Raw genomic sequence first — 25,525 nt, forward strand, 5'->3', positions numbered from 1 at the left:
TTTTCATTCTTCTATTTTACCGTGTTTACTGATCGCACGCTCCCTCCACCAGCATTGGAATACCGGAACTACAAACATGGTCATCGACTGTATAAGCATACCACCGAAAGTCGGTATAGCCATCGGAATCATTATATCGGCTCCCTTACCTGTCGATGTAAGTACCGGAAGCAAAGCTATCAACGCCGTTGCAGTAGTCATGGCGGCAGGGCGAACCCTTCTCAGTCCGGCATGGATTACAGCTTCCCTGATTTCATCCTTAGTTTGCGGATTTCTTTCCACAAACGTATCATGTATATAGGTTCCCATCAATACCCCGTCATTGGTGGCAATACCGAACAGGGCGATAAATCCGACCCAGACGGCGATACTCAGGTTAATGGGATGCATCTGGAACAGGTCACGCATATTCATCCCTCCCACAGAGAAGTTCATAAACCAGGGTTCGCCATAGAGCCATAACAGGATAAATCCGCCGGCAAAAGCAACGATTACCCCCGAGAAGTGAATAAGCGAAGCTGTCACGGTTTTGAACTGGAAGTACAATACCAGCAGGATAGCCAATAAACTCAACGGAACAACTAACAATAAGCGGGTAGCTGCCCGTTTTTGCTGTTCGTAATTTCCGGCAAACTTATACGATACTCCTTTAGGCAATTGCAACTCGCCCGAACTGATTTTCTCTTTGAGTATCTTATCGGCTTCTTTTACAACATCTACTTCAGCTTTGCCGGCTACCTTATCGAAAATCACATATCCAAGCAGGAAGGTGTTTTCACTTTGAATCATCTGTGCTCCCTTGGTATACTGTATATCGGCCACTTCTTTCAACGGAACCTGTGCTCCTGTAGCTGTGGGAACAATCAGCCGTGCCAATTCTTCGGGATTTCCTCTTAACTCACGGGGATATCTCAAGCGCACAGGAAAACGTTCCCGCCCTTCGACCGTCGTAGTTAAAGACATACCTCCCACGGCGGCACTGATTACATCCTGTAAATCGGCTACCGTAATTCCGTAACGTGCCATATTCTGCCTGTTGAGTTTGATCTCGATATAAGGTGCACCTACGGCACGGTCATAGAATACGGTTGAAGACAGGATAGAGGGAACATCTTTGAGTGCCTGCTCCATAGCCCGTCCCCCTTGCTCGATAGACTCCAGATCGGGACCGGAAACTTTTAGTCCCATCGGGGCACGCATACCTGTGGATAACATCACAAGACGGGCTTCGATCGGCTGGAGCTTAGGAGAAGAGGTCAGACCGGGCATATGGGAAACATTCACTATTTCCTGCCAGATATCGTCCGTCTTTTTGATATGCGGACGCCATTGGCGGAAATAATCTCCTTTACTGTCTGCCACCAGACTATCGGCGGGTATCAGTCTGAATCCGTTTTTCGGATTATAGGTTGAGCCTCCTTTTAAGGAAAAATCGCCGTTACGATTGGTTTTGAAACGTTTGCGGTGACCGTTTTCATCCAGTATAAACTCGGAGCGGTAGTTGATCGTGTTTTCAAACATCTGGGTAGGAGCCGGGTCGAGAGCCGAATTGACACGTCCCCATTTGCCGACGGTTATTTCCACTTCGGGAATATTTGATATCCGCTTATCGAGTGTTTCAATAAATTGAAGGTTCTGTTCAATCCCGGTATGAGGCATACTTGTGGGCATCAACAGGAACGACCCTTCATTCAGGCTCGGCATAAATTCTTCTCCGATACCAGGAAAGCGTTCACTGGAGGCTTGCCAGAAACCTGTTTGACGGAAACTTTTCCATCCCACGGTTTCAAATCCTTTGGCTACGAATCCGAAAGTGCTGTCAAATCCAAGCCAGATAACTATTCCGAAAAAGACAGTGGTAATAGGCAGCAGCATAAATTTCCAGCGATGAGCCAGACACCAGCGTAGAATGCCTTCGTAATAAATAACCAGTATCCATAACAGGCCCAGTATAACAGCGATGCAGGAAATCACGAATATAAAGTTCAAAAAGAATCCTTCTTGCGTCCCGATCGGCAGCCATTCTATGGTCAGGTAATATACTGCTATCAGAAGTGCTATTCCTATATTTATATATGTCGGAATTTTATCTTTTGCCCAGTACCATGCAAAGAAATTATTTAATCCCAGCAGGGTAAGTCCTAATGCCGCTACAACGCCTGAGAATATAAAAAGAATTATACCTCCGGCAATAAGAACAATATTTGCGATTTTACGGATTTGTTTCGAAGATAATTTCAGTGAAAAGATATAGTATGCTATTGTCGGCAACATGGCTATCCCTAACAAGAATGCAGAGGTCAGTGCGAATGTTTTCGTATAAGCCAGTGGTTTAAATAATTTACCCTCCTGTGCTTCCATAGCAAAAACAGGTAAAAAGCTGATAATGGTAGTGAGCATCGCTGTCGACAATGCACCGGAAACTTCACTCACACTTTTGTAAATCAGGTTTACAAATGCCTTGCCTCTGGTTATACCTTTATTGGCTTCTTCTTCCATTTCGATGTGCCGGATAATATTTTCGACAAAGACAACCCCCACATCTATCATCACCCCGATGGCTATGGCTATACCCGAAAGAGCCACGATATTGGCTTCGACACCTGTATACTTCATAATAATAAATGTACACAGCACGGCAATAGGAAGTATACTCGATATGATAACCGATGCCCGCAGATTAAAGACAAGTACGATAACAACGATAATACAGATCAGTATTTCATGCGAAAGAGCTGTCTCAAGGGTTCCGATGGTTTCCTGTATCAATCCCGACCTGTCGTAGAAAGGAACAACCGTTACTTTTGAAACAGTACCGTCAGCCAGCGTTTTTTGAGGAAGCCCGGCTTCCATTTCTTTTATCTTGGTTTTGACGTTTTCGATGACTTCCATCGGATTCGACCCGTAGCGGGCGACAACTACGCCACCTACGGCTTCAACACCTTCTTTGTCCAGACCGCCTCTTCGGGTGGCAGGCCCCAGATTAACAAATGCCACATCCTTTATTTTGACGGGGACACCGTTGCGTACCGTTATTACGGCTTCTTCCAGGTCGGATACATTTTTGATATATCCCAGCCCCCTGACCAGATATTCGGCTTTATTTATCTCAACGGTTTCGGCTCCTATGTCCAGGTTGCTTTTCTGCACGGCACTCATCACATCCATAATCGAGACATTAAATGCCCGCATGGCATCGGGATTTATATCGACCTGGTATTCTTTTATAAAACCGCCTATGGAGGCCACTTCAGAAACACCCTCGGCAGAGGAAATGGAATATTTTGCATAGAAATCCTGTATGGTTCTCAGTTCATCGGGATCCCAGCCTCCGGTCGGTTTTCCTGTTTCGGGATTCCGCCCTTCGAGCGTATACCAGTATATCTGGCCAAGGGCTGTTGCATCGGGCCCCAGAGAGGGCTGTACGCCTGTGGGGAGAGTTCCTGCCGGAAGTGAATTGAGCTTCTCCAAAATGCGGGAACGGCTCCAGTAGAATTCGACATTATCATCGAAAATAATATAAATGAACGACATACCGAACATGGAGGTACTGCGGATGGTCTTGACTCCGGGAATACCCAAGAGGGAAGTTGTCAGCGGATAAGTAACCTGCTCCTGCATATCTTTGGGGGAACGCCCCATCCATTCGGTAGCTACAATCTGTTGATTTTCCCCGATATCGGGAATAGCGTCAACGGGTACGGGATCACGGGGTAATAAGCCTCCGTGCCAGTTGAAAGGGGCGGTAGATAATCCCCAGACAACGATCAGGACAAGTAATAACATCGTTATTAACCTGTTCTCAAGAAAATACTTGATAATTCTGTTCAGCATAGTCTTATTTATTATATTTCAATGATTTATCAACGTTTTGCCAGTCTCCCCCATCGTATACATTAGTAAACCCCTGAAGTGTTAATATTGTTTTGGCTTCTTCACTTCTTTTTCCGCTCCGGCAAACTACAATGATGTATTTATAGTCCTTCAGTAAGCGGGAAGATTCTTCCAGTGCATCTAAAGGAATATTGACGGATTTATCGATGTGGCCTTCTTTAAACTCTTCGGGTGTACGTACATCAACTACGACCGCCGATGCTTCACCGGCTATATGGCTGATAAATTCGTAACGTACTTCTTCCGCTTTTGATAAAACGGAATCTGTTACAGTGGCGTGTTCTCTGCCATGATTGGGGTAAGACTGCCCCATAGTATAGCTTGAGGAAAAAGCTATACCGAATAAAAAATATATAGGTCTCATTGTCTTTTGATTTTATAAGCATATATAAATAAGTATAGATATGTAAAACAACTCTAAACAAAACTTAGTTTTAAGTTTGTTCAGATCATCTTGTTTTAATCAATAACGGTGATTATCGACCTTATAAAATCAAATACGGTAGATGCAGATATAGGTAAGCAGGTCTGTATTTTGGGTATAAAGACCGCCCGGTGGAAAAGTACGTTGAACAGTAACCGTAGTATCGGGTTCAACAAAATTGAACATGTAATTTAATGTAAACCAAATGGCATTGAATGATGGCAAAATCTGGCTGAGACTAAACTGCCTGTCTTGGTGCTGATAATCATCAGTCGATAATTCTACTTTTTGAATATCACAGCAATCATCGTGTGAGCCAGGCATTTGATGAGTATCCTGATCCGATATACTCTCCTTTTGGTCAGAACAGCAAGAGTTGTTCTTATGTTGTGGCATATTTTGCATAACCGCACAACACGATTTATTCATCGTATCATCCAAAATACCTACGGAATATAAATTTCCTTCGCAAAAATGCATGGCCAACACCGGATGGGCTCCGACGACCAACATGATGAGAAGTAAAAATATAGATATAATCCGTTTCATTTCAATTGATATTTCAAAAATATAACGATTGACACAAATATATGTATATTATATTTATTGAAAAAATAAGAATTCCTTTTTTGATAAAAATTAACAGTTCGTTGTGATACCATCGGGGTGTATTACACTGGTAATAAATTTATTTTACATGGATTAATTGATAAAGCATAGGCCTATCTCATAATATAATAGCAGGAAAATACCTGAGGAAACAAATATCTGTCATTTTTTTGTAAAAAAATGAAATCGGATTTCCATGTATAGTAGGTTATTTATATATTCTCATAAAAAAATATAAAATTCAAATCAGGTGGATACCCGAATTAAAATATTGATAACTTTGCTTTTACATGGAAAAAAGATTTTTTGCAATAATAGCGATACTCTATCTGGTGTTTTCCATTGGATTTCTCAATTATAGGGTAATATGTCGGAACGATTTGGTAAAATCGGGTCTGGTTGTCAATGAACGTAAAAATGTGTCCTGTAACAGATGTAATGAAAGAGGATGTAAAAACACAGGCAAAGAACAATGCTGCGAGCATAGTATTCAATTACTCAAAATCAATATAGATCAGGTCGATTTTAAACCGATTTTAGAGAATGAGTCATTGCACTTGGTATTTTCATATATATTTCTACACTTTGATAATTCTTTTTTCTTCGTAAAATCCTTAGTATTTTCATTTTATTCAGAAAATGCTCCTCCTGATAGCAGGCAGACTCCTTTGAATATTCTTCATTGCACATACCTCATTTAATTACTTATAATGCAAACAGGCAGGTTGCATTTCATCCTTGTTGGGGCATAATATAAACCTATCCAAAAAGAAGCAGTCTCTGTTTGCTCCTTTGTATCTGATTCGATTTTCATCTGTTTTTTATAAATACGTAACACAGGGTAATTGTAAAATTGTTCGTGTGATCCCTGTATTTATATATCATTAAATTATATGTAATGAATTAAACTATAAAATTATGCTAAAAAATGATATTGGTATTGACGCAGGTTTAATCTGGCGTTTATTGTCTGAGAATAAAGTATTGTCAATAAGGGAAATAGGTGAATTCTCAGGTTACAGGGATTCCATGATTTTTTTAGCTCTAGGCTGGCTGGCCAGAGAAAATAAAGTTTCTTTTAAAGATAATAACGGAACTTTATATATAGAATTAAATAACACTCTCACTGAACTTTATTATTGAACGAAATTAATTTATACTCAAGCGTTTTTTGGGGATAAATAGTTGCTTTTCATATTGTATGAAGTCCATAAATTCTAATATTTCAGGCCATGAGTAACAAGAAAAAATTTAAGTCTCCTGTCACTGTAGTGGAACATGACAGGATCAGAGTGATTTTCTTAAAATATATATCTATCATAAGCCTTTTTATCGGTGCATGCATAGGGTTGATTATCTGGTATTTTTTTATCAGATGTAATCACTCATATTGTGTAAAACATAATTATCCGGTACCCATTATGGGTACATCTGCTTTTATCGTATGGATAATATCCGTCGCAGTATTTAAAAAGTAATGAATATTGATTGCAGGAATATTCCTGCAATCAATATCTCAAATAAACAGGTTTATGACAGATATACTCTACATGCCACAAATGATATTACGGATAAGACTATTACGAACGAATAAAATAGTTTTTTCATTTATCTTTTAATTTTTACAGATTTATAATTTATTTTCTTTTTCATTGAAACGCTTTCGTATAACCAACCGCACAAGGAAGGAATTACCCTACCACAAATCAGAAAATAATTTCAAAAAACACAGTTGGGGTAAATGGAGTAGCCTTAGTGAAAATGTTGGTCGCACTATTCTGACCGGAAATCTGATAATTATATTTTATATTTTTTGTGTTGAAAACATTTAACAACGAGGGTGGTGCAACATCTTATAAACGGATATGGGAAACAGTTTCAAGTTCAAAAATTACAGCCACCTTTTCTCGTCTTACTTCCTTATTGGATAATCTGTCAATTGTTGGAAATAAAAAACCTACATGTGCGGAGAGTTGGAAAAACCAACGGTTTATCTCACAGATAATATATTCTTAGGTAAATTTTCTGTAAATGCAGGTGTGAGAGTGGATATACCACTTAAAAAGGGTGTGTATGCACAGCCTCGCCTGTCGGGAAGATATCAACTATCGGAAGATTACACCCGCATAAAGATAAGAATACCCTATATGAAACTATATTTTTTTTGATAGTCGACTTTCAGTATTCCAGAATAGTAAACCTTAGTTCCTTTTATTATCCATTTCGATTCTTTTGGCTGTTCAGGGAATAAGGAGATTCCTTGACCGAGAATAACAGGGATATAGGCTATTTGCATTTCGTCAACCAAATCAGCAGCTAATAATATTGAAATTAGTTCGCCACCCCCAAACAGCCAAATATCTTTTCCTGGCTCATTACGTAGAGCAGCAATACGTTCAGTAATATTCTCTGTAATGAACTTGATGTTTCCCTTTTCGCCCCAATTATGATGAGAAACCACATAGATCATTTTGTTGGCATAAGTGCCCATTGCATCCATATTTGACATCTCACGCCAAGAACGACCACCCATAACAATAGTGTCAATCGATGCAAAAAAATCCTTATAGCCGTAATTCATTTCTTCGGTAATGGGAAATTCAGAAAGCCATTCAATACCGCCGTCTAGTTCAGCAATTCGCCCGTCGATGGATGCAGCGATGTAAAGGATAATCTTTTTCATGTTTTTTTCATTTAAACGTTACTAATCTTAAAAACGTTCACAATCCCACAAAAAAGAAGCGCGGAACTCACACCATTCCAACACGAGGTACTGGTATACCCTTTGAAAGAAACAGGCAAGCCCACGCCATACTTTCGTATAGCATGAACATTGCGCTATTAGTCCCTTTCAAAATGAAAATTACCAGTTTTCGTGTTGAGACGTTCAGCGAACGTTATGTTATATACAAACGGACGAATCCGCTATTATTCTATTTTACCAATGCAAAGGTAATTATTTCATGTGATTTTATATTGGGGATGTTACTGAATTATTTGTTGCAGCAAATTAAGAAGAAAGAAATTTATTAAAAATCGGAGCAAGCCAAAGATTATTTTCTATCTTTACAAAACGTAAGTCGCTCTTTAATATAGTGAGGAAATTAAGCAAATCTAAGAACCAAGCTGGTTTCTAAATCGTTACCTGCCCGAGTGTAAATGGCTTGTAATCCATTGATTAGGAGATGATAATATGTTTTTTTGTGTCTTGCAAGGTGGAATGTGATATGTTTTGTTATCCCTGCACTGGCTACCCAATCCTTTAGAGGTTGTTGAGTCATAGCCTTTGTTAAACCTTTGAATACTTTTCCTTTACCCCTCTCTCCACATAATTCTAACGCTTCACCGCTAATGGGTAAGGTAGTTTCTGTTTCTGTCTTTTCGGTTCTTAACCGCATACAGTAACCACCATCGGAGGCAGGAAGTATTTCTTTCCAATCCAATTTTAAAACATCACTTATCCGTAAGCCTGTCATACATGAGAAAATAGATGCAGACTTTAAAATGGGGAAGTCGCAAGGAGTATTGGCTAAAGTCTTTAATTCATCTAGAGTCAAATATTCTTTCTTTACATCTGTAGTGTCAATCGAGTCCAGATATTCATTGAGATTCTCTCTGAAGAATTTTTCTTTATATGCAATCTTCAATAAAGCTCTGAATGTAGAGAAATAACCTGATGCTGAATTTTTAGATATACGAAGATCTTTATGTTTCAATTGCTTTGCATCCATCAGATAATTCCTAAAGCGGTTGCATAAGTTTACGTTCACATCTCCAAAGGTGCATTTACCTTTGACAAAATTGGAAAAATGCTGATAAACCTTCATCCACTTCTGGTCTTTCTTTTCGGCTTTCAGTTTGTAATAAACCAGAAAGTCAGCTTTCTTTTTATTCTTATCTAAGAAACCGTATTCCTCATTGATAATAGCTTGTACTCTCATGCTGCGGATAACTTCAGCTTTCATCAGCATTTCATTATTGTACTCCTTTTCAATTTCGTTTCTAGGTTTGGCATAGATATAAATACCTAAATACTCACGCCGTATCATTTTCATTGAATACGGATCACGAATAGCAGGATAAAAATCCAGATAAAGACTCTCTCTCGCTCCTGTTATAGGTCGTCGTCGAAGTGCTACTTTGCTTATTCCCATAGTTATAAGATTATTTGAGGGTTGAATAACTTATCTAAGTCGGGCTTTGATATTTTCACATATCTACCTTCTTTTATCTTTGGTATATTATGATACTTCACATAATGATAGAGAGCATCACGTGTGAGATTATACTTTTGCATGGCTTCTTCTGTGGTATAATATTCGGCTTCTTGGGGTTGCTCGTAACCTTTGGCTATGTCGAAATCTTTCTTTGAATATAGGACTTTGCGTCCGTCTTTCTTTCGGGGAATATTCTGCTCGGATACAAAACTATATATGGCTGCTGTTGAGAGATTATACTTCTCTTGGATATCTTCTACTGAATACCATTCTTTTATGTCCTGGCTTTTGTTAAAGCCTTTCTTTTCAAAGTATTTATCGATATGCTCTTTACTGAAATATGATTTACCTCGGATCAATGTTTTAGGGATATTATTTTCTCTGGTAATCTTATAAAGCCACGATTCTTTGATGTTGAATTTTCCTTTAATCTCGGCTACTGTATATAATTCGGTTAATGGTTTAGGCTCTTTACTTGGCTTGGCCTTAGATTCGTATTCCTCTGCATTATCAAACATCTCATCTATATCTGATCTACGAATAAAAGACTTACCATTAGTTTGCACAGCCTTAAGAGTCCCTTTGTGTAAATAGCGATAAACTGTTGTACGTTCAATACCAAGAAGAAATGCAGTTTCTGAAACAGAGAGAAATTCTTTATCTTTTATTTTTTCATACTTATCACTGATTCGCTCTATCTCCTGCATGGTAGAGTAATTAATGGCTACCATCTTAAACTCCCTCTTGCTTTGTTTGTATGCTTTAGAATTGCATTTATGCGAACAATAGCGTGTAGTTGTTTTCTGTGCTATGAAAGTTTTTCCACAACATTCGCAGATCTTTGATATTTCCATTTTACTACTCATAATTTCTCCTTATTTTTGTTGCACCATGTTGCGTGGCGTTGCAATGTGTTGCAATAATACACAATCTATGAACAAAAATTGAGCCATTTTTATATTTTGACGAAAACGGTACAATTATGACAGAAAAACTATCACGTCATTCATCAATATTGATTTTCAAAGATAAAAATAGAAAAGAAAAAGTCGCTATTTAATAGCGACTTAGTTGTACATTATAAGAAATATCTATTAATATTAATTAGTTATCATTTGCCGATACAGAACTTACTAAAAATATTACCCAATATCTCATCTGTAGAAATTTGACCCGTAATTTCCCCCAGATAATACATACATTCACGAATATCTTGTGAGAGAAAATCCCCCGATATTTTTAGTTCTAACCCTTCGGAAACACGTTTTATAGCAACTAATGCATTTTGGAGAGCCTCATAGTGACGAACATTCGTAACAATAATATCTTGCTCACTAATTTCAGGGATATTTGCCGTTTTTACTAATAAGTCTTCCAACTGATTAGTTCCTTGCTCATATTTAGCCGAGATGAAAACCCGTTCAGGAATTTTATCCAATAGAAGCTTTTCTTTTTCTGCTTTTCTTTCTGCTGAAATAATATCAACCTTATTAAATATAAGAATCAACTTCCTATCACCAACTACAGGCAGTATTTTTTGAGACAACTCCTCAATATGCTCATTTATAGTTTCACAATCGGCTACCCACAAAACAATATTCGCTTGTTCTATCTTCTTAAATGTACGTTCAATCCCAAGACTTTCTATCTCATCATGAGTCTCACGTATTCCTGCGGTATCAATGAGTCTGAAAGTCAGTCCTTGTATATTAATCGTGTCCTCAATAACATCTCTCGTTGTACCATGAATATCGGATACAATTGCTTTTTCCTCATGCAAAAGAAGGTTGAGTAAGGTAGACTTCCCGGCATTTGTTTCGCCTATAATTGCAACCGGAATACCGGATTTAACGGCATTACCTATACTAAAAGAATCTGCCAGTTTCTTTATATGTGATTCTATCTGATGCGCTGCTTCTTTGAGATGATCTCTATTTGCGAATTCAACATCTTCTTCCGAAAAGTCAAGTTCGAGCTCTATCAAAGAGGTAAAATTCAACAATTCAGTACGAAGCTCAATCAACTTATTACTAAAACCTCCACGCATCTGATTCATTGCCAAGCGATGTGTTGCGGCTGAAGATGATGCTATTAAGTCCGCCACCGATTCAGCCTGAGACAAATCCATCTTTCCATTTAAGAAAGCTCGTTGAGTAAACTCCCCCGGTTGAGCCAAAGACGCTCCTTTTGATATAAGAAGCTGTAATATATTTTGTTGAATATAAATAGAACCATGACAGGATATCTCTATTATATCTTCACCGGTAAACGAATGGGGATTCCGGAATACACTCACCAGTACGTCATCTAAAACAACGTTCTCTTTGATGATAGATCCGAAATGAACTGTATACGCTTTTGCTTCTGCAAGTTTTTTCGCCTTAAAGGATTTAAAAACAGCGTCAACTAATTCTATACATCCATTTCCCGACAGACGTATAATGGCTATTCCTCCTATACCTGCAGGTGTAGATATAGCTGCTATTATATTGTTTTCTTTCATAATCAATATTAATACGAATCAGCAATATGTTAAGTCCTAAAAAGTGACAAAGGTGACAAAAGTAACATGTTTTACATTCTTTTTACTGTAACCTTTCTGCTTGCAAAGCTCGGTTTTCAGTATCACCTTAAATAGATAAAATTATACAGATCAAATAACTATTGCAAATTAATAAAACAAAGATATTAAATTGTTGGTTGGTTCTGAAATTATCCGACTTTCAAGAACATAATAAATTGATTATGAAATATAGCTTCCTCAGTTTTTCGGGGTTTCCTCGTAATTCTTTACTTCATAGAAATATATATTCTCACCCATCTCATTATGCTCCAGATTTTCTCCCACTACTCTTATTATACGATATGGTTTATCTGATTTTTCTTTGGGTAACTCTGTCTGGATAATATAAGTACCCATGCTGGGATTATCTTTCCCTACATATTCCTGCACACGCTGTACAGAGTTCACCGCAACCTCTTTATCATCAATAAATACCTTCACTCTGAAAAATTCAGGTTTAACTGATACATCCATTTCTTTTTCTGCCTTAGCTTTATTTAGCTGCAATTCTTTGGAATATGTAAGTACTTTTCCCACACTCATAGGTCGTGTGTATATAAAGAGGCCATTATATCCACCCTCGACTTTGAATGCGTTTGTGCCATAAAGCTCCAGACGGTGATAACGAGGATTTATCGTCAGATCTCGATCTGCTATTACATTCCATGCCCAAAACTCAAGACGTTTGTCGTCGTCCGCCACCGCATCTCTTCGAGGATACTCTTTGGGGCGAAGTGCATAAAAAGACTTGTATTTCCCTTTCTTTACATTCTCCAGAGAGTAATAACCGTCTTTATCTGAATACGTTTGATAAGCAGGCGAAAAATCCGAATAATTAAGCCCTATCCAGCAACTGTCGATAGGATTTCCGTCGAAATCTGTAACCCGTCCTGATATTGTTACAAATTCTTGAGAATAAATGTTGCTGATACCTACTACGAATAAAATTAACAGAAATAGCCGAGTCCTTTTCATATTATATATTTAATGGTTTACATCTTTTATAATAAGACTATTCTAAGAGGGACATGGTTACATGAAAAGTAAATAAAAAAAGAGCTGATATAAAATCAGCTCTCTTATATATTTATTACCCTTAATAAGAGCGGTTGTTTTTTCCTTCTATATAATTCAAGAAAGCGGTGTTTACCATTCTGTTTCCACCCGGAGTCGGATAATTTCCGGAGAAATACCAGTCTCCCTTGTGATTAGGTGTCGCTTTATGAAGGTTTTCAATGCTTTGGAAAACAATTTCTATTTCGGCCTTTGTTCCTTTTGGTGTTAGCATTTCAGCCATCTTTTTCGAAATATCTTCGTCTGTAAAAGGAGCATAAATTTCTTTCACATAGTTTACTATTTCCTCTTTTGGCTTATCCTTCTGAGCCAAAGATTTACGATACACTTCATCTATCACCGATTGCATTCCTCTTTCTTTCAGCAATTCGATGGCAGCCCTGAATGCAGCAAATTCATTCATTCTCGACATATCGATACCATAACAGTCAGGATAACGTATCTGAGGAGAAGAAGATACGATAACGATTTTCTTCGGATGAATCCGATCGAGTATCTTTATTATACTTTGTTTCAGCGTAGTACCTCTCACTATACTATCATCGATAACAACCAGATTATCTTCATATGGCTTTACCGAATCATAAGTAACATCATACACGTGTGCAGCCAAGTCGTCACGGCTCTTATCTTGTGCAATAAAGGTTCTTAGCTTTATATCTTTTATCACAACTTTTTCGGTACGAACCCGCATAGATAGAATTTTTTGCAATTCCTCTTCAGTGATAGATGCCCCTTTTTCTTTTATCTTTCTAAGTTTAACATCATTCATATGTTTATTGAATGCGTCGGTCATCCCGAAGAAAGCAACTTCTGCCGTATTGGGAATAAAAGAAAATACGGTGTGCTGGATATCCGAATCGATAGCTTTCAGAATTTGAGGCAAAAGAAGTTTCCCCAATTTCTTGCGTTCGTTATATATGTCAGAATCTGATCCTCGCGAAAAGTAAATGCGTTCGAATGAGCACGGAGAAATATTTCTAGGCTCTTGTATCTGAGAAAACATAACTGTACCATCTTTCTTTACGATGATGGCCTGTCCCGGGTTTAACTCTTTTATATCGGCAACATCAAGTCCTAGAGCTGTCTGTATAACAGGTCTTTCTGATGCAACAATAACAATTTCGTCGTCATTGTAATAGAAAGCCGGACGAATACCCGAAGGATCTCTGTAAACAAATCCATCGCCACACCCGATAAGCCCTCCTATAGTATAACCTCCATCCCATTTCTCACTTGCCTTGTTGAGCATAAAATGAATATCAAGATTTTTCTCTATCAGTGTGTTCAGCTCCTCTCCTTTTGCACCGGTACTCTTGTTGTGTTTATCAAACTGATATTGAACTTCTCTGTCTAGATAATGACCAACCGATTCGAGAAGAACAAATGTATCTGTATAGTCGCGAGGATGTTGACCTTGTGCCAACAACTCAGCAAACAATTCATCTACATTTGTCATATTGAAATTGCCGGCTAAAGCCAAGTTTCTTGACCGCCAGTTGTTACGACGCATAAATGGATGCACGTATGAGATTCCGCTTTTTCCGGTAGTGCTATAACGCAAATGCCCTAAAAACAATTCTCCGGCAAAGGGGAGATATTTACTGGCATACTCAGCATCATTAAGTTTATCTTCAGATATTTTTTCATAGTTCTGATAAACGTTTGTGAAAATCTCTGAGATGGCACTTGATCCCACAGCTCTTTCTCTGAATATAAATTCATTACCGGGAGGTGACTCTAACTTTACAACAGCCAAGCCAGCGCCCTCTTGACCTCGATTGTGTTGTTTTTCCATTAGCAGATAGAGTTTATTCAACCCATATTGCCATGTACCATATTTTTGTTGGTAATATTCGAGCGGTTTTAATAAGCGTATCATGACGATACCGCATTCATGCTTTAATGGCTCTGTCATAAAAAGATCTCCTTTGTTGGAATTGTGAGAATAATTTTTTTTGAGGCTACAAAGATAGCACGATTTTTCCTCTCGTCCTAGAAATATATTTATTTTAAACCTTCGAGGTTTTTATCTAAAAATTTTATTTTGTTCTACCTTCTCAGTCTAACTCTTTTTGTGATTTTCTCATTATGATAACTCCAGGCCAAACTCATCTTTCAACCTTCGCAAACTTTCGTTTTCTTCCATCATCAGATTAAACTTCTCGGCAGGCGTGAAAGCCAATTTTTTCTCATTATTTTCACTTATCCTAACCTCCATCCTCAGATGAGTATTACGAAGTTGTGCTCGCAGCCTTGACAATATATCCATCTGATATTCAAGAAGACGTTGTTCCTGAACAGGATTATTTACAATCACCTCAAACACCGTATTGGCGATAAGATTAGGGAGGCAATTGAGCATTGTATTTCTCAGATGGAGCTCTTCGGTCAAATTCTCAGCATACGCTTTCCATTCGTTGATAAGTTGGAGTGGAGTAAATCTGTCGTTAAGGACTTCTATCGTTATATCAGCTTTTGTCGTTTCCTCATCTTTTTTCTTTCCGAACGCTGAGATAGAAACACCAAAACCTCCGGCATTCGGTGTTGTTTTTGCAGGCTCTACACTGACAGTCGGCTCTTTGGCTGCGACAGAAGGTGTTACCCTTTGCTGAACGGGAGATTGTTGAGCAGGCTGCGGACTCTGCGCCGCGGGCCTCTGATTTGTAGTCGGTGCAGCCGCTTGCACAGGTTGTTCCTGCTTGGAGAAGATCGGATCAATTACCTGCTTTTTTTTTTGATCTTCAATTCCTGCTTGAGGTGAAGATAATTGGCAAAGCCTAATTATTGTCAAGTCGGAGAGTAATCGCTTATTTCGGCTATATTTATAATTGAGGTCACTTTCGTTGACCAACTCGATGGCCTTATACAAAAATTCGTTGGTGCACTTCTTAGCTGTTTCTATATAGCGATCTCTGATGGAAGCCCCTACTTCAAACAGTTCTGCAGTCTTTGCATCTTTGCAGAGCAATAAATCCCTAAAGTGCGAAGCAATACCTGTTATCACATTATTACCATCAAAACCTTTGCTAAGGATCTCATTCAGGATCAACAAACCCTCTACTACGTTGTTGGTTAAAATAGAATCTGTCAATCGGAAATAATATTCATAATCCAGAACATTCAGATTCTCGATAACAGCTTTGTACGTTACATTACCCCCTGTAAAACTTACTACCTGATCGAAGATAGACAAGGCATCACGCATTCCTCCGTCTGCCTTTTGAGCCAAAACGTTCAAGGCTTCGGGCTCTGCCTTTACATGCTCCTGATCGGCCACATACTGAAGGTGCTCTACTGTATCTTTGATTGTAATACGGCTGAAATCGTATATCTGGCAACGAGAAAGTATTGTTGGAAGTATTTTATGCTTTTCGGTTGTAGCCAAGATAAAAATAGCATGGTGAGGCGGTTCTTCCAATGTTTTCAGAAAGGCATTGAATGCAGCCTGCGAAAGCATGTGCACCTCATCTATTATATATACCTTGTATTTTCCTATCTGCGGAGGGATACGCACTTGCTCGATCAAAGATCGGATATCGTCTACCGAGTTGTTAGACGCAGCATCCAATTCGTGTATATTGAAAGACCGCTGCTCATTAAAGGCAACACACGATTCGCATCGGTTACAAGTTTCGCCATCGGGAGTTGGAGACAGGCAATTTATGGTTTTAGCAAAAATACGGGCACATGTTGTTTTACCAACACCTCTAGGTCCACAAAAAAGATATGCATGAGCCAGCTTGCCCGACATTATTGCATTCTTGAGTGTAGTGGTTAATGCCCTTTGCCCCACAACTGAGTTGAAAGTCATGGGACGGTATTTCCTTGCCGAAACTATATAATTATCCATTCTTGATTTTTCTTCTTTGGTATCACAAAGCTATGAAAAAAAATGGAAAGATAAAATGTAAAAGAAAGCAAGAGAGTGACCTTTTTAGTATCTAAAATGTTATATTGATATCAACGTTTTTAAAACTATCATCTATTATGGAAAAGAATGAAACACTATTGAAAATCAAAGTGATTCCTAATGCGCCGCTATTGGTGGAAGGAACCGTAGAACTAATTTTAGCAGACGGAACTTCAGTGATCAAAGACAAACCGCATCTTTGCCGTTGTGGCGGATCGCAAAACAAACCGTATTGTGACGGTACACATGCTAAAATTGGCTTTAAAGGCTAATTTATAGGAATTTATTCACTAGATAAGAGCATCTAAATTAAAATATTAGTTTAAATGCCCTTATTTTTTTATGATTAAGTGTTGGATAAAACACATTTTATTATATCTTTGTACCCGCTAACGCAAATTAGCCGCGGATGTGGCGTAATTGGTAGCCGCGCCAGACTTAGGATCTGGTGCCGAGAGGCGTGGGGGTTCGAGTCCCTTCATCCGCACTAGGCCGAAAGGTAAAACAAAGCAAATCCTTGAAAATCAATTGGTTTTCAAGGATTTTTTTATTCCCTGAATTTTACGAAAACAGCAAAATAGTGCATTTTTGAGCATTATTCCATAGCCAATTCGTAGCCAGAACTAAAAAATCAATGAAAGATGCAGACAATTATTAAATATCGAATATTCGCAATCAACCATTTATAAGTTTGAGACTTCCCTGAAATATCTGAAAGAATTTATCATGATTATGAAAAAGATAACAGAATCAGATGCCAGAGTCTCATACTTCTTTAACACCATAGATCGTATAACCCTGCTGCTCGAAGATTTACTAGCCAGCCAAAAGCCTTTATTGAAGGGCGAGCGTTATATTACAGATGAAGATCGTTTTTCTATATCGTGCATCAATGCTGCAGCCCAAAGGATTTCTTTATCCTGTTCGTCTAAATTCTGAAAGGATGATAATTTTAGTAGCTCATTTAATACTATCTGAGTATGAATGACCACATTTCCTTCGGCATGATGGAGCTTGTGTTGTTCCACATGCTTCATTTCAGCAACCCACGAAAATTGCCTTTCAATGGATGCCCAGCTTTTATCTTTAGTCAATTGCCAAATCATAGTTCGTCCTCCTTTCTATATTCTGTTTCCCAATACAGTTTTGCACGTTTCCAGTTACGAGTCCAATGTTCATCCGTTTTTACATGACCTTTACGGACATACTTGAAAACATTATGCATAAATTCTTCAACCGGATATTCTTCTTTATTCCGTGTTACGACACCCTCACGCGTACAATTTTCACCTGTAAAAGGATTGAGAGAGCCAAAAACGCTTTCTTCTTTTGCCCTACTTTCTATTTTAATTTGTAGTGCTTCTTTTGTTAAATCTTTTGTTGGTTCGATAGCTAATTCGGGAACGGTTGGTAAATCAAATATCGCGGCATAAAACTTTACCTCTTCCCACGACAGCCATTTATCCAGCTGCCGTACAGCGAAAACAAAATAATATTCCTCGATGTGCTTATATTCAATCGAATGAACTGCATAAAGATTTTCGCCAAAGAGTTCTATATCTCCCAAATCATTTTTCATCAGCTCCCAACGTTTTCTCAATTGGCTTGTCCAAGGTGATGTAGTGGGAGCAACGTGTGATCGGGCAAATATACCAAATTGATTGAGGCAATTATTCTCTCCATCCAGTTTTTCTGTATGTACAAGGGTTTCTATCTTTTGGATATCTTCCCAGTAAGTATAATTGAATCGGTCGTCACTTGTTGTTCCCGGTGAAAAGGGAAAGTGGTAGGTACGACCATATTTTTGTGATAACATAATTGTAATTGTTTCGTTTATAAATATATGAATTTCTTATCTGATAAATTTTCAGGTTTATCAGACACGTGTAATAGAGAGTATATCCCTTATGAAACTAACAATTACATGATTTCTAATTTTTTATACTGTTATTTACTTCGATATATATTTCACATCTACATAATCTGTCAGCCAAACTCCATTGTCCGATTGATAAAAAAGAATGCCATCCTTATGCATTTTACCTGTCATAATGGTTAAGACAATAACTTTTCCATGCCGTGAACCGACCTTTGTTGCTGTTTCCTTATCCTTGCTCAGATGCACATGCTGGCGACTACCTTTTATTATGCCTTGTTCCATAATGGACGAAAGAAATCGGGTAGCTGTACCATGATAGAGAAATTCAGGTGGCTCTACCGGAGATAAGGCAAGGTCAATATTAATGGAGTGCCCTTGATTAGCTCTGATTTTATTTCGCTTTTCATTGAACGAGTAGCGTTGCTTATCATTCGTTTCCACAATTTCAATCAGGTCTTCCATTGAAAAGTGATAACGATACTTCTTGCATTTATCAATCATATCTTTCACATTCGCCCAACCTTGCTCGTCAAGCTCCAACCCTATTTTGTCGGGATCGTGTCTAAGTACGAGACTCAGAAATTTACCGATCCGTTTTTTATCTTGTTCTGTCATTGTTCTACTCTTTTATTAAAACGGAAAGTACTCAAAATACTTATTCCATATTTTCTTTTCATATACTTTTTCAAACTTAAAAGCGAAAACCTCTCCTTGTGGACACGTTCTTCTTTTTCGGGTTCTTATTCGGTCAATATGATGTCCTATTTCATGGGTCATTACTCTGAGTAGTTGAAACGCTTTTATTTGATTCTCATTAAAATCGCAGACAACAGAGTCTTTCTTGAGAATATATTTTACCTCCAATCGCTCGAATAAGTCTTTATGATCTTCAAAATATTTATAATTCATTTCCCTGCTCATTTCTTTTTCCCAAGCACATATGCAGATAACTCCATTTTGATACCACCCATCGCACATATTATTGCCTTCCGCTAATATTATAGCATCTAACTCAATTCCTATCTTTTCCTTATCAGGAAGAATATTCCAGAATTGAATTAAATCCCTTTTCTTAAGGAAATGCTTATATCCTTTTCCTGGCTTTTGGATATCTATTTGAATCTCACTCTGGCGAGTGTTCCAATAATTAGGAGTTTTTTCATTTCGGTTTTTATTGCTTACTCTGCCATTCCTTATTTTAGTTGCTGTTCGTCTTGCAAACATAATTTACTTTGTTAATGGTTCTTGTATCACTTTCACCGGATTCCCTCTTTCGAGGTTATTATGGTTATCCCAATTATCCTGTGCTTTTTGCATAGTCTGTTCTATATTCCATGCCGAAAGTTTAATTAATAGCCGCTCAGTTGCCAACTTCTTGTTTTGTAATTGCGACCGCTGATCAGATGCTGTTACACTCATTCCCGACGGAGCATGAGTAGCTCGTACAGCCGATTCTGTTTTATTGACATGCTGACCGCCGGGACCGGAAGATCGTAATGTTTGATAGGTGATATATTTTGTATCTATTTCACTCAGTTCTGTCGAAGTAAAGGAATTTACTCCAACAAACCAGTTTTTCCGTTTATGATAGATACGGTAAGGGCTTTGTGCTATCCATTGAATAGTTCCTTCCCATTCATCCACTATTTCATCTACCTTACTGCCTTCAAGAAATACAATTGCTGAAAACAGCGTGCGATTCATATCTACTTCCTCCCGTTCAATAACCTCAGCTATCAATCCCACCTTTCGGGCTTGTATCAGGATCTTCTCCAATACCAATGCTACTACACGGCAACATTCGGCAGGACCACGTCCGGAAGTTATTTGTAAGTATATTTTATTATTATTCATCTAGTTTGTTTAATAAAAGGGTCTGCGACCCTATTCTTTATTCATTCTTACTATCCGTGGCATAAATTTACCATGAATTTCTACTAATGACTCCTGTGCCGGCATTATACGGTCGATGTCTTTATAAGCTAGAGGCATCTCCTCTACACTACCACCGATAAGGGTCACTTCATTCTGAGAAAGCAGTTTTTTTAATGCCGATTGTGTAAACTGGCTTTTTGCTTTCTGGCGTGACATGGCTCGTCCTGCTCCATGTGATGCCGAGTTGAGCGATTGAATTTCGCCTTTTCCACAAACCAGATAGCCTGCTGTTGCCATACTTCCCGGAATAAATCCTGCAACACCTTCTCCTGCAGGAGTAGCCCCTTTGCGATGTACGATTGTGTACCTGTTTGGAGCAATCTCTTCTCGCCATGCAAAATTGTGATGATTGTTCACATTGGCTATGGCTTTCAAGCCTAAAGCCTTTGACAGATTGATATGTATCCGTTCGTGGCATGCTCGTGCAAAATCACCTGCCAAATTCATACTCATCCAATACTCCTGTCCCGCTTCCGTATCCAGTCCAAGCCATGCAAAATGCTGCGCCTCTCTCGGCAACTTACACACTTCGCGGGCAATATCGCTGTAGTGCCTTGCAATAGCTGCACCCATTCCCCTTGACCCTGAATGTGAGAGTAATGCCAGATAGTTTCCTTGCGGAAGATTCAAAACATTGTTTTCAACTAATTCAATCTCTCCGAATTCTACGAAATGATTTCCGCCTCCGGATGAACCTAATTGGCGAACTACTTTGCCATGTAATTGCTTCAGCAAAGGGGTTAATTGAAACTCACTCCTGTCCAGTATCTCATGTTCCTGTGGAAAATCCAAACATCCATCCATTCCGAAGTGGGTGTATTCTTTCAAAGCCTCTTTGATCTGGTGCGAATAACGTTTCAGATAATCGGCTTTTGCATCAAATACCGTCAGACTCATCCTACAACCGATATCTACGCCTACAGCATAAGGTATAACCGCATTTTCTACAGCCAACACACCGCCGATAGGTAATCCGTATCCTGCATGTGCATCCGGCATTAACGCTCCTGCGACTGTAATGGGGAGACGCATAGCGAGTTCCATTTGCTGCTTGGCTAAGCCTTCGATAAACTTGCTTCCATAGGTTTTGAATGATAAAGGTTCATCAAGTAGGTTGTAAACTGAAAACTGTTTCTCTTCCATAACCGGTGAAAAGTGTTCAGCTAATTTGCCCCATACTTCATTGTTCTTATATTTTTCGGGATTATTCAATAAATCGACTAAAGTTATTTTAATCTCTTCTTTTGTATTGTGTTTGCAGTACTTGCTGATTATATTTATTGCCAGACTGCGAGCTATATTGTTGGTATATCCCAGTTTACTTAATTCTTTTGGTTGTATGCCCATGTTTGTTTGATTGGTACACAAGAATATACAGGTATCAGACTAATCTTTATCCAAGACCAGATATCCTTTCATTTCTGATACAGTGCAGCCGAACGGATATAATAATCCCTCAAGCTGATATATCAGCAATTAATAATAAAATTTAATGATGAGTTTGAAACTAACCAATGTCTATCAACTTTGCAGCCGTGAATTGTGATAGATATGTTCAAATATTGTAAGGTTCATCATCCCGATAAACCAAATTAGTTTCCTAGTATCTGTGTGTTATTTTTTGACCAACATAATTGTACCCTTTCTCTAAAATTTTAAGGGTTAATATTCTATTTACGGATGCAAATATATAAAGGATTTTCATATTAACAAATTTTTAGAATAAGAAGATATAAATAATGAAAAAATTACTCTTCGCATTGTTTTATATTTCTTCAATACAATGTTATTCACAAATAGAATTATCTGAAATTACAGTTTACAAAGACACAATTATATCATCAAAAGTTAAGATAGTTGATTTCGGAAAATACAAAGGTTTTGTGTTCCCGAAAGAGTACGGACTTGTTAGATTTTCTCATCCTAAAGAGAAAAGAGAATGTTTTGATATTGATACAATATTGGTTCGTAAAATTGAGGAGGAACTAACTCGCCAATATTATTCTGCTCAAAAATATTTTATGGAGCAGAGATATAATGAAATCTATGAATATGAAAGAAAGTATCCAGGCTCATATATTTTGAAAGACTTAAAGAAAGAGGAAAAACAATATTGGAAAAGTTTCGAAAAGAATAAAGATAACATGGAGAAATATTTAGAAGATTCTGATCGGCAGTATATTGGCTATATATCAAACAAAGGGGAAAAAATCATTCAAATACAAATAACTCCTCGTCATTATAATTATGATGACAATTTTATGAAGAAAGGATTTAGCCCAATATGGTTAACTCAGGAAGGTTCTGATATCGAAATAATACACTATCATTTGTTTACCAATAAAATAACTATCAACGAAGATTATTAATCATATGCCAGTTAACCGTAACGCTCTCATCCGTTATAAAACGATAGATACTTGTCTGCGAAACAAATACAGGCAATGGACACTCGAAGATTTAATAGATGCCTGTTCGGATGCCTTGTATGAATATGAAGGTATAGCCAAAGGTATCAGTAAACGTACTATTCAAATGGATATCCAAATGATGCGCAGCGAGAAATTGGGTTACAATGCTCCTATTGTTGTTTATGACAATAAATACTACAAATACGATGATGAAGACTATAGCATAACCAACACTCCACTTTCAGAACAGGACTTAAAAACAATGTCGGAAGCGGTAGAGGTGCTTCGCCAGTTCAAAGGCTTTTCTTATTTTTCAGGAATGGGAGATATTGTCAGTCGTCTTGAAGACCATGTAACATCTGCAAAACAGAAAACCATACCCGTTATTGATTTTGAGAAAAATGAAAGCTTGAAAGGATTGGCCTATCTTGATATTATCTATCATGCAATTGTGAATAAGCAGGTACTGAGTATGAAATACCGATCCTTCAAAGCCCGTTCTGCCAACACATTCATGTTTCACCCATACTTGTTAAAGGAATACCGTAACCGATGGTTTGTTTTCGGTCAAAGAAAAGGAAATCTTATCAACTTAGCATTGGATAGAATCCACCATATCGAAATAGCCGAAAAAGAAAGATTCATTACAAATGATTTATTCGATCCTCAGACATTCTTTGACGATTTAGTGGGAGTTACGAAGAACGTAGGCATGAAAGCTGAAACTGTCCGCTTTTGGGTAAATAAAGAAAATGCACCCTATGTTCAGACTAAACCTTTTCATAAAAGCCAACAGTTGATAGAGACACAGGAAGACGGTTCTATGGTGTTTGAGATAAAGGTTGTTATCAATCAGGAGTTACAGAGAGAGTTCTTCGGATATGTAGATACCATAAAAGTTTTATCTCCGCAATCATTGGTCGATTTTATGGCATGGAAATTCAGGACGGCACAAGAGAGATATTTCTGATTTAATAATTGCATAATCATATTTCTTTCAAAGATCGAAACAAAGGACTCTAAATTAAGGAATGTGGCATATATCTGAGTTGTTTTCAGGTCGGAACAGGGAAAATATATTCCGTCTTATTCCTGTACTTCTCAAATAATCCAATTCCCCGACACCATATCACACAAAAAGCGACAAACCAAAGAAATCTTCAATTTGTCGCTTTTTTATTTATTGTTTCCTAATGGCCGAAAATCAATCTGTCTTCTTGATAACGTTTCTTGCCACTTCTATCTTATATTTCTTACCCTTCATCTTCTCATCTCTGATATTACCCAAAAGAGTTTTTACGGCAGATGTTCGCACTGCCACAAAAGAGATAAAATCCTTAACGTCAATCAATCCCAAGTCTGATTTATCCAACTTTCCTTTTTGCAAGAAGAAGCCGACAATATCGCTTTTATTTAGTTTATTCTTCTTACCTCCACTAATATATACAGTCTGATAATCAGGACGGTTTGGTAATTTCTTCCCCGGCGCAACTTTCAGAATATCCAAAGTATCAGAAATATAATCCGGCATTTTTTCGTCTTTAAATTGTATGACATACGAGGTTCCTGAAGCATGCATACGAGCTGTACGCCCGTTACGATGAACAAATTCGCTCTCTTTAGCCGGAAGGTGATAATGTATCACATGTTTCATTTCGGGAATATCCAATCCTCTGGCTGCCAGATCGGTTGTAATCAAATAATTCAGACTCCCATTTCTAAATTGGATTAAGATTCTTTCCCTGTCATCCTGATCCATACCCCCATGATAATACCCTGTTTGTACCCCTTTCTTGTTCAATAAATCACTAATACGCTCCGTAACTTCTCTATGATTGCAGAAAATAAGTGCAGGCTCAGAATTAAATGAACATATTAAGTGGAATAAAGATTCTATCTTGTCTTTTTCGGGAGATAAAACGAGTTTAATTGAAAGGTTATCGCTTTTTTCTTCTTGTATATAATCAAGAACCACCGGCTTTTGCATTCCTACAAATTCAGGAATTTCCACATCGGAAGTAGCCGAGAGGAGAACCCTTTTTTGCAGGTTGGGCAGTTGGCTAATGATCGTATCCATTTCCTCCTGAAAACCTAATTGTAACGATTTATCAAATTCATCGAGAACCAGAATACGAATAGAATCTGTATCAAAAGATTTGCGTTCCAGATGGTCGGTCAACCTGCCCGGAGTGCCGATAAGTAAAGCGGGAGGATTGCTTAGGTTGTTCAACTCGGTATCAATAGAGTGCCCGCCATAACAAACATTTACCTTGAATTGTGTACCCATCTTTTTCCAAACCTGCTCTATCTGAAGAGCCAGCTCCCTTGATGGAACAATTACAAGGCATTGTACTTTCTTTACATCTTCTTTCAGCAATCGGAAGATAGGCAGTAAGAAAGCGAGTGTTTTGCCCGAACCTGTAGGAGATAATAGCAATGTATTTTGACTATCGATTATCGCCTTTTGAGCTGCAAACTGCATTTTATTCAGATTGTCAATTCCCAGATTGGATAATATGGCTATATGTTGATTTTCTGTATTCATCCCACAAAGGTAATATATTATCTTATAGCGCTCTATTTCGTTTCTTAATAGTAACGTTTAT

The 25,525-nt window shown here is 38.0% G+C and carries 21 protein-coding genes, 1 tRNA gene and 2 pseudogenes; 6 read left to right on the forward strand and 18 right to left on the reverse strand.

Annotation, left to right across the window (positions count from 1 at the left end; genetic code table 11):
• Positions 1 to 3 precede the first annotated feature (3 nt).
• From PKC55_RS08170 to PKC55_RS08180, 3 genes are all read right to left on the reverse strand, one after another.
• Complete coding sequence (locus PKC55_RS08170; protein ID WP_291129507.1) at positions 4 to 3,834, reverse strand: efflux RND transporter permease subunit; 3,831 nt, start codon at positions 3,832 to 3,834, stop codon at positions 4 to 6.
• Between the two features lie 4 nt (positions 3,835 to 3,838).
• Positions 3,839 to 4,258, reverse strand: coding sequence for a rhodanese-like domain-containing protein (locus PKC55_RS08175; protein WP_291129504.1), 420 nt, complete (start codon positions 4,256 to 4,258; stop codon positions 3,839 to 3,841).
• Between the two features lie 129 nt (positions 4,259 to 4,387).
• Positions 4,388 to 4,867, reverse strand: a complete 480-nt coding sequence (locus PKC55_RS08180; protein WP_291129502.1) for an HYC_CC_PP family protein — start codon at positions 4,865 to 4,867, stop codon at positions 4,388 to 4,390.
• 350 nt (positions 4,868 to 5,217) lie between these two features.
• Between PKC55_RS08180 and PKC55_RS08185 the strand changes: the two genes are divergently transcribed.
• Both PKC55_RS08185 and PKC55_RS08190 read left to right on the forward strand, forming a co-directional pair.
• Positions 5,218 to 5,628: an HYC_CC_PP family protein gene (locus PKC55_RS08185; protein WP_291129501.1), complete on the forward strand. Its 411-nt coding sequence runs from the start codon at positions 5,218 to 5,220 to the stop codon at positions 5,626 to 5,628.
• A gap of 217 nt (positions 5,629 to 5,845) precedes the next feature.
• On the forward strand, positions 5,846 to 6,070 hold the full coding sequence (locus tag PKC55_RS08190) for a winged helix-turn-helix domain-containing protein (RefSeq protein WP_291129500.1): 225 nt from the start codon (positions 5,846 to 5,848) through the stop codon (positions 6,068 to 6,070).
• Positions 6,071 to 7,070: 1,000 nt separating this feature from the next.
• On the opposite strand, the gene PKC55_RS08195 is transcribed toward PKC55_RS08190, so the two are convergent.
• From PKC55_RS08195 to PKC55_RS08225, 8 genes and pseudogenes are all read right to left on the reverse strand, one after another.
• Positions 7,071 to 7,610: a dihydrofolate reductase family protein gene (locus PKC55_RS08195; protein WP_291129498.1), complete on the reverse strand. Its 540-nt coding sequence runs from the start codon at positions 7,608 to 7,610 to the stop codon at positions 7,071 to 7,073.
• 421 nt (positions 7,611 to 8,031) lie between these two features.
• Complete coding sequence (locus tag PKC55_RS08200; RefSeq protein ID WP_524536941.1) at positions 8,032 to 9,081, reverse strand: phage integrase SAM-like domain-containing protein; 1,050 nt, start codon at positions 9,079 to 9,081, stop codon at positions 8,032 to 8,034.
• A gap of 2 nt (positions 9,082 to 9,083) precedes the next feature.
• A complete protein-coding gene (locus PKC55_RS08205; protein ID WP_291129495.1) occupies positions 9,084 to 10,010 on the reverse strand; it encodes a helix-turn-helix domain-containing protein in 927 nt (308 codons plus the stop codon).
• Positions 10,011 to 10,255: 245 nt separating this feature from the next.
• A complete protein-coding gene (mnmE, locus tag PKC55_RS08210) occupies positions 10,256 to 11,647 on the reverse strand; it encodes a tRNA uridine-5-carboxymethylaminomethyl(34) synthesis GTPase MnmE (RefSeq protein WP_291129492.1) in 1,392 nt (463 codons plus the stop codon).
• 258 nt (positions 11,648 to 11,905) lie between these two features.
• Entirely contained in the window at positions 11,906 to 12,682 is a 777-nt protein-coding gene (locus tag PKC55_RS08215) for a carboxypeptidase-like regulatory domain-containing protein (protein WP_291129489.1), read from the reverse strand.
• Positions 12,683 to 12,803: 121 nt separating this feature from the next.
• A pseudogene (locus PKC55_RS18185) lies at positions 12,804 to 14,018 on the reverse strand (amidophosphoribosyltransferase); the annotation flags it as partial.
• Positions 14,019 to 14,116: 98 nt separating this feature from the next.
• Positions 14,117 to 14,699 (reverse strand): annotated as a pseudogene (locus PKC55_RS18190) (amidophosphoribosyltransferase); the annotation flags it as partial.
• 171 nt (positions 14,700 to 14,870) lie between these two features.
• Positions 14,871 to 16,634, reverse strand: coding sequence for a DNA polymerase III subunit gamma/tau (locus PKC55_RS08225; RefSeq protein ID WP_324372608.1), 1,764 nt, complete (start codon positions 16,632 to 16,634; stop codon positions 14,871 to 14,873).
• Positions 16,635 to 16,738: 104 nt separating this feature from the next.
• On the opposite strand from PKC55_RS08225, the gene PKC55_RS08230 reads away from it, so the two are divergent.
• Both PKC55_RS08230 and PKC55_RS08235 read left to right on the forward strand, forming a co-directional pair.
• Entirely contained in the window at positions 16,739 to 16,966 is a 228-nt protein-coding gene (locus PKC55_RS08230; RefSeq protein WP_291030553.1) for a CDGSH iron-sulfur domain-containing protein, read from the forward strand.
• 133 nt (positions 16,967 to 17,099) lie between these two features.
• A tRNA-Leu gene (locus PKC55_RS08235) sits at positions 17,100 to 17,181 on the forward strand.
• Between the two features lie 364 nt (positions 17,182 to 17,545).
• Here PKC55_RS08235 and PKC55_RS08240 read toward each other — a convergent pair.
• The 6 genes from PKC55_RS08240 to PKC55_RS08265 all read right to left on the reverse strand — a co-directional run bounded on the left by PKC55_RS08240 (position 17,546) and on the right by PKC55_RS08265 (position 21,855).
• Positions 17,546 to 17,800, reverse strand: a complete 255-nt coding sequence (locus PKC55_RS08240) for a hypothetical protein (protein ID WP_291129480.1) — start codon at positions 17,798 to 17,800, stop codon at positions 17,546 to 17,548.
• Positions 17,797 to 18,510 (reverse strand): RNA ligase family protein, encoded by a 714-nt coding sequence (locus PKC55_RS08245; protein ID WP_291129477.1) that lies wholly within the window; start codon positions 18,508 to 18,510, stop codon positions 17,797 to 17,799. The genes PKC55_RS08240 and PKC55_RS08245 overlap by 4 nt, the downstream gene beginning before the upstream one ends.
• Before the next feature lie 135 nt (positions 18,511 to 18,645).
• The gene (locus tag PKC55_RS08250; RefSeq protein ID WP_283685601.1) at positions 18,646 to 19,188 is read right to left on the reverse strand and encodes an RNA 2'-phosphotransferase; all 543 of its coding nucleotides are present in this window, start codon (positions 19,186 to 19,188) and stop codon (positions 18,646 to 18,648) included.
• A gap of 15 nt (positions 19,189 to 19,203) precedes the next feature.
• Entirely contained in the window at positions 19,204 to 19,797 is a 594-nt protein-coding gene (locus tag PKC55_RS08255; protein WP_283685600.1) for a hypothetical protein, read from the reverse strand.
• 3 nt (positions 19,798 to 19,800) lie between these two features.
• Positions 19,801 to 20,427, reverse strand: coding sequence for a peptide chain release factor H (gene prfH / locus PKC55_RS08260; protein ID WP_291026817.1), 627 nt, complete (start codon positions 20,425 to 20,427; stop codon positions 19,801 to 19,803).
• A gap of 30 nt (positions 20,428 to 20,457) precedes the next feature.
• Positions 20,458 to 21,855 carry an RtcB family protein gene (locus PKC55_RS08265; protein WP_291127667.1) on the reverse strand — a complete coding sequence of 466 codons (1,398 nt, stop codon included), beginning with the start codon at positions 21,853 to 21,855 and terminating at the stop codon, positions 20,458 to 20,460.
• Between the two features lie 392 nt (positions 21,856 to 22,247).
• Between PKC55_RS08265 and PKC55_RS08270 the strand changes: the two genes are divergently transcribed.
• Positions 22,248 to 22,877 carry a hypothetical protein gene (locus PKC55_RS08270; protein WP_291127670.1) on the forward strand — a complete coding sequence of 210 codons (630 nt, stop codon included), beginning with the start codon at positions 22,248 to 22,250 and terminating at the stop codon, positions 22,875 to 22,877.
• A gap of 4 nt (positions 22,878 to 22,881) precedes the next feature.
• Positions 22,882 to 23,889: a helix-turn-helix transcriptional regulator gene (locus PKC55_RS08275; protein ID WP_324372616.1), complete on the forward strand. Its 1,008-nt coding sequence runs from the start codon at positions 22,882 to 22,884 to the stop codon at positions 23,887 to 23,889.
• Positions 23,890 to 24,123: 234 nt separating this feature from the next.
• Here the strand turns inward: PKC55_RS08275 and PKC55_RS08280 are convergent, their stop codons facing one another.
• Entirely contained in the window at positions 24,124 to 25,464 is a 1,341-nt protein-coding gene (locus tag PKC55_RS08280) for a DEAD/DEAH box helicase (protein ID WP_291127947.1), read from the reverse strand.
• Positions 25,465 to 25,525 lie beyond the last annotated feature (61 nt).

Origin of the sequence: Dysgonomonas sp., from assembly GCF_035323175.1 — a bacterium.
Lineage (GTDB): Bacteria > Bacteroidota > Bacteroidia > Bacteroidales > Dysgonomonadaceae > Dysgonomonas.

Excerpts from the sequence above, each read along its gene's own strand:
- PKC55_RS08170 (WP_291129507.1), bottom strand. The coding sequence starts at position 3,834 with ATGCTGAACAGAATTATCAAGTATTTTCTTGAGAACAGGTTAATAACG.
- PKC55_RS08175 (WP_291129504.1), bottom strand. The coding sequence starts at position 4,258 with ATGAGACCTATATATTTTTTATTCGGTATAGCTTTTTCCTCAAGCTAT.
- PKC55_RS08180 (WP_291129502.1), bottom strand. The coding sequence starts at position 4,867 with ATGAAACGGATTATATCTATATTTTTACTTCTCATCATGTTGGTCGTC.
- PKC55_RS08185 (WP_291129501.1), top strand. The coding sequence starts at position 5,218 with ATGGAAAAAAGATTTTTTGCAATAATAGCGATACTCTATCTGGTGTTT.
- PKC55_RS08190 (WP_291129500.1), top strand. The coding sequence starts at position 5,846 with ATGCTAAAAAATGATATTGGTATTGACGCAGGTTTAATCTGGCGTTTA.
- PKC55_RS08195 (WP_291129498.1), bottom strand. The coding sequence starts at position 7,610 with ATGAAAAAGATTATCCTTTACATCGCTGCATCCATCGACGGGCGAATT.
- PKC55_RS08200 (WP_524536941.1), bottom strand. The coding sequence starts at position 9,081 with ATGGGAATAAGCAAAGTAGCACTTCGACGACGACCTATAACAGGAGCG.
- PKC55_RS08205 (WP_291129495.1), bottom strand. The coding sequence starts at position 10,010 with ATGAGTAGTAAAATGGAAATATCAAAGATCTGCGAATGTTGTGGAAAA.
- mnmE (WP_291129492.1), bottom strand. The coding sequence starts at position 11,647 with ATGAAAGAAAACAATATAATAGCAGCTATATCTACACCTGCAGGTATA.
- PKC55_RS08215 (WP_291129489.1), bottom strand. The coding sequence starts at position 12,682 with ATGAAAAGGACTCGGCTATTTCTGTTAATTTTATTCGTAGTAGGTATC.
- PKC55_RS08225 (WP_324372608.1), bottom strand. The coding sequence starts at position 16,634 with ATGGATAATTATATAGTTTCGGCAAGGAAATACCGTCCCATGACTTTC.
- PKC55_RS08240 (WP_291129480.1), bottom strand. The coding sequence starts at position 17,800 with ATGATTTGGCAATTGACTAAAGATAAAAGCTGGGCATCCATTGAAAGG.
- PKC55_RS08245 (WP_291129477.1), bottom strand. The coding sequence starts at position 18,510 with ATGTTATCACAAAAATATGGTCGTACCTACCACTTTCCCTTTTCACCG.
- PKC55_RS08250 (WP_283685601.1), bottom strand. The coding sequence starts at position 19,188 with ATGACAGAACAAGATAAAAAACGGATCGGTAAATTTCTGAGTCTCGTA.
- PKC55_RS08255 (WP_283685600.1), bottom strand. The coding sequence starts at position 19,797 with ATGTTTGCAAGACGAACAGCAACTAAAATAAGGAATGGCAGAGTAAGC.
- prfH (WP_291026817.1), bottom strand. The coding sequence starts at position 20,427 with ATGAATAATAATAAAATATACTTACAAATAACTTCCGGACGTGGTCCT.
- PKC55_RS08265 (WP_291127667.1), bottom strand. The coding sequence starts at position 21,855 with ATGGGCATACAACCAAAAGAATTAAGTAAACTGGGATATACCAACAAT.
- PKC55_RS08270 (WP_291127670.1), top strand. The coding sequence starts at position 22,248 with ATGAAAAAATTACTCTTCGCATTGTTTTATATTTCTTCAATACAATGT.
- PKC55_RS08275 (WP_324372616.1), top strand. The coding sequence starts at position 22,882 with ATGCCAGTTAACCGTAACGCTCTCATCCGTTATAAAACGATAGATACT.
- PKC55_RS08280 (WP_291127947.1), bottom strand. The coding sequence starts at position 25,464 with ATGAATACAGAAAATCAACATATAGCCATATTATCCAATCTGGGAATT.